Below are 2,101 nucleotides of genomic sequence, written 5' to 3'. Positions count from 1 at the left end.
GCGGCCGCGCGGGCACCCGGGAAAGCTGCCGGGCAAGCCGACCGGTTCATGTATTCAATCCGCGCCGGACAACACCGTGCCACGCTCCCGGAGACCGAGGTCACCGGGCCATGGCACACCCTTGTGGAGAACGCCAAGGTAGAAGGCCACGAGACCCTCCGCCGCTAGCCAACTTCCGCCAACTGGCCGCGGAAAGCCCTCCGGTAAGACTGAGGCTCGTGGCCAGGACCTTGGCGAAGTGGTGCCGCAGCAGCACGGAATGTCCGAATCCTGCTTCGCGCGCAATTTCGTCGATGTTCAACTCCGTGCTTTCCAGGAGCTCCTGTGCCCGGAGCACCCGTTGCGAATTGAGCCACGCCGCCGGTGTGGCACCTGTTTCGGCCCGGAACCGGCGGGCGAAGGTCCGGGCGGACATGTGCAGCCGGGAAGCCAGTTCGTTGACGCTGTGGTCATGCTCGAGGTTTTCCACCATCCAGCGCAGCAATGCCTCCATGGGCGCAGAGCCGCACGTGGGCATGGGCCGGTCGATGAACTGGGCCTGGCCGCCGTCGCGGTGCGGCGGAACCACCATGTCGCGGGCGATGGCAGCAGCAACGTTTGCGCCAAGCTCGACGCGGACAAGATGGAGGCAGGCGTCAATGCCGGCGGCCGTGCCGGCACTTGTGATGATCGTTCCGTCCTGGACGTAAAGCACATTTTCGTCCACATGAATCTGCGGGTACCTGCTGGCGAGGTCCTGTGAATAGTGCCAGTGCGTGGTGCAGCGGCGCCCGTCAAGGAGGCCCGCACGGGCAAGCGCGTACGCCCCGGAGCAGATCGACATGACCCAAGCCCCGCGCGTGTGGGCCGCCCGTAGCGCATCCAATACAGGCTCCGGGACGTCCTCGTCCCGTCCATACGGGGCCATGATGACCAAGTCGGCATCGGCCGTAGCTTCCAGGCCCAGTCCGACATGCATCGACAGGCCGGACTTCATCTTCACGTCTCCCGGTACGGGGGTGCAGACCCTGAAGTCAAAGCCGGGAACGCCACTCCCCCGGTCCGCTCGGTCAATGCCAAAGACCTCGCAGGCGGTCCCGAATTCGAAGATCGAGAAGTTGGGAACAACAATGATTGCCACCGTTTTCAACATAGATCCAGTGTGGCAGAAAATTGCCTAAATGGGTCATTTCTGCCACTGTTTCTTGGGGTGCGTGAGGAACACGATGGAGTCATGGAATTCATCGGAGTCTTGCTCTTCATCATCCTCATCATCACTGCCGCCGCTTCCATCTCAGCGGTCCTTCGGGACGGCCGCGGCCGCCTTCCCGACCGTTCCGAGCCCTGGACGGCGAGGGACCTGCCTGACAACTCGTGCTGGACACTGCGCGCGTTCTAAGGACAGCCTGCCCCTCAACACGGACGACTTTTGTCCGCATGGTGGGCTAGATTCAGTGCCATGATCCAAACGTCCGCAAGGCTCCTGCAATTGCTGTCCTTGCTGCAGGTCCGGCGTGAATGGACCGGCCCGGCATTGGCCAAGCGGATGGGTGTCACGGAGCGCACCGTCCGCCGCGATATCGACAAGCTCCGGAACCTCGGCTATCCCATCCACGCCTCGCCTGGGATAGCCGGCGGCTACCAACTGGGCGCCGGGGCCCAGCTCCCGCCGCTGCTCCTTGACGACAATGAAGCTCTCGCCGTCGCCTTGGGACTGAACTCGGTGGCGGCGGGTCCCGTGGCCGGTATCGGCGAAGCATCGGTCCGCGCCCTTGCCAAGCTCGAGCAGGTGCTTCCCTCACGTCTCCGCCCGAAGTTCGCGATGCTCAAGGCCGCGGTCACCACACTGCCCAGCAACGCGGCGTCGGTTGACCCCCAGCAGCTCACTGTGGTCTCCGCGGCGATCGCGGACAAGCGACAACTCAGTTTCGACTATGTCAAGGCAGACGGTGACGCTGGCCGGCGTTTGGTGGAGCCATACCGGCTCGTCGACACCGGGCGGCGCTGGTACCTGGTCGCATGGGATGTGGACCGGGAAGACTGGCGCACGTTCCGTGCCGATCGCATCGCCACGCTCCCGGCCGAACGGAAAAAGTATGTGCCGCGCCCCCTGCCTGCCGAG

The 2,101-nt window shown here is 64.4% G+C and carries 2 protein-coding genes and 1 pseudogene; 2 read left to right on the top strand and 1 reads right to left on the bottom strand.

The window, feature by feature from the left end:
* Window positions 1-164: 164 nt before the first annotated feature.
* Window positions 165-1,132 (bottom strand): annotated as a pseudogene (locus AHiyo1_RS03235) (GlxA family transcriptional regulator).
* An 81-nt stretch (window positions 1,133-1,213) separates the two neighbouring features.
* Here AHiyo1_RS03235 and AHiyo1_RS24415 point away from each other — a divergent pair.
* Both AHiyo1_RS24415 and AHiyo1_RS03230 read left to right on the top strand, forming a co-directional pair.
* Entirely contained in the window at window positions 1,214-1,378 is a 165-nt protein-coding gene (locus tag AHiyo1_RS24415; RefSeq protein ID WP_172465477.1) for a hypothetical protein, read from the top strand.
* Between the two features lie 60 nt (window positions 1,379-1,438).
* Window positions 1,439-2,101 (top strand): helix-turn-helix transcriptional regulator (locus AHiyo1_RS03230; RefSeq protein WP_059387606.1); only part of this gene is annotated, 663 nt, incomplete at its 3' end.

The sequence above is a fragment of the Arthrobacter sp. Hiyo1 genome (assembly GCF_001263615.2).
In the GTDB taxonomy this organism is placed as follows: domain Bacteria; phylum Actinomycetota; class Actinomycetes; order Actinomycetales; family Micrococcaceae; genus Arthrobacter.
This window is presented reverse-complemented; position numbering and strand designations above follow the sequence as displayed.

What these genes read in the sequence shown, in the direction of transcription:
- AHiyo1_RS24415 (WP_172465477.1), top strand. Translation starts at nt 1,214, where the DNA reads ATGGAATTCATCGGAGTCTTGCTCTTCATCATCCTCATCATCACTGCC.